Below are 1,303 nucleotides of genomic sequence, written 5' to 3' on the forward strand. Positions count from 1 at the left end.
GGCGGGCCTTTCGCGAGTCCAGTTCAGGGACAACGACCCTGGATGCGTTCACCCGAAAAACATCATCACCCCTAGTCAGAGCAATCTTTCGGGGGTGTAGGTGGACAGGTGGGCCTGTGAGCCGGGTTCTGTGCCGCGGCCGGTTGCCCGCACCGCGGTGACGACCATCCATCTAGGCCGTGCGTTGCCGCACGGCTCAAGCAGCCTACCCGGACGCTCGGGCGAGCAGCCCTCGAACGCGCCCTGCATGGCCTTGCTCCGGACGGGGTTTACCGAGCCGCACCGGTCACCCGGCGCGCTGGTGGTCTCTTACACCACCTTTTCACCCTGACCCGCACGTGGCGGGCGGTCTGTTTTCTGTGGCACTGTCCTGCGGGTTTCCCCGAGTGGGTGTTACCCACCGTCCTGCTCTGCGGAGCCCGGACTTTCCTCGAGACGCCGTCGCGAACGACGACGCCGCGCGGTCGCCCGGCCCACCTGTCCGCCCCGATCCTACCGCGCGAGAAGGCCGCCCCGCCGTTCCCCGACCGGCGGACGCGGCCGGAGCATGCGATCCGCTCACGCCGCCCCGGGGCCCGGGCGTGGGCCGACCCACGCGTCAGAGCACGAGCATGGCCGAGCACTCGGGGCACTGCGGAATCATGGACTCCGGCGTGGCCTCCAGCGCGGCGGCGTCCGCGGGGCTCAAGCGGGTGCCGCATGCACCGCACGTCCCGTGCTCCCAGCGGGCGACGGCGATCCGGCCGCCCCCGCGCGCGGTCCGCAGCGCGTCGTAACGGGCGAGCAGGCCCGCGTCCGTGGCCGCGGCCAGCCGGGAACGCTGCTCCCCCAGCGCGGCGTGCTGCTCCTTCAGGGCGGCGAGCTCCGCGTCCCGCTCCGCCACCGCCGCGCGGGCCTCGGAATCCGCCGCGCGCAGCAGGGGCAGCTTGCGCTCGCGGTCCGCCGCGACCTCCTCCGCGTGGTCCATCGCGGCGAGCTGCGCCTCCTCCGCGGCTGCGCGCTGGGCCGTGAGCGTGTCGATCTGGTGCTGGATGCCCATGAGGTCCTTGGAGGTGCCTCCCGCGTTGAGGCGCTGCGTGTCCCGGTCGATCTTGGCCTGGATCGCGGACACCGCGGCCTCGGCGCTCTCCACCGCGTCCTGGGCCCGGCGCTGGGTGGCGTCCAGCTCCTGGGCCGCCGCGATGGCCTGCGACCGGCGCCGCATGAGCCCGGCCACGGTCTCCGAGCTCTGCAGGGCCTTGGCCCGGTTCAGCGTGGTCAGGATCTGGGAGTCCACCGACTGGAGGTCGAGCAGAGCGGGCAG

General features: G+C 72.9%; 1 protein-coding gene and 1 other RNA gene. Both read right to left on the minus strand.

What is annotated here, in order from left to right; genetic code table 11:
* Window positions 1-101: 101 nt before the first annotated feature.
* An RNA gene (gene rnpB, locus QL985_RS12070) (RNase P RNA component class A) lies at window positions 102-480 on the minus strand.
* Between the two features lie 118 nt (window positions 481-598).
* A partial coding sequence (locus QL985_RS12075; RefSeq protein ID WP_290148007.1) for a C4-type zinc ribbon domain-containing protein occupies window positions 599-1,303 on the minus strand: 705 nt, incomplete at its 5' end.

This window comes from Kocuria sp. APC 4018 (assembly GCF_030407675.1).
GTDB classification, from domain to species: domain Bacteria; phylum Actinomycetota; class Actinomycetes; order Actinomycetales; family Micrococcaceae; genus Kocuria; species Kocuria rhizophila.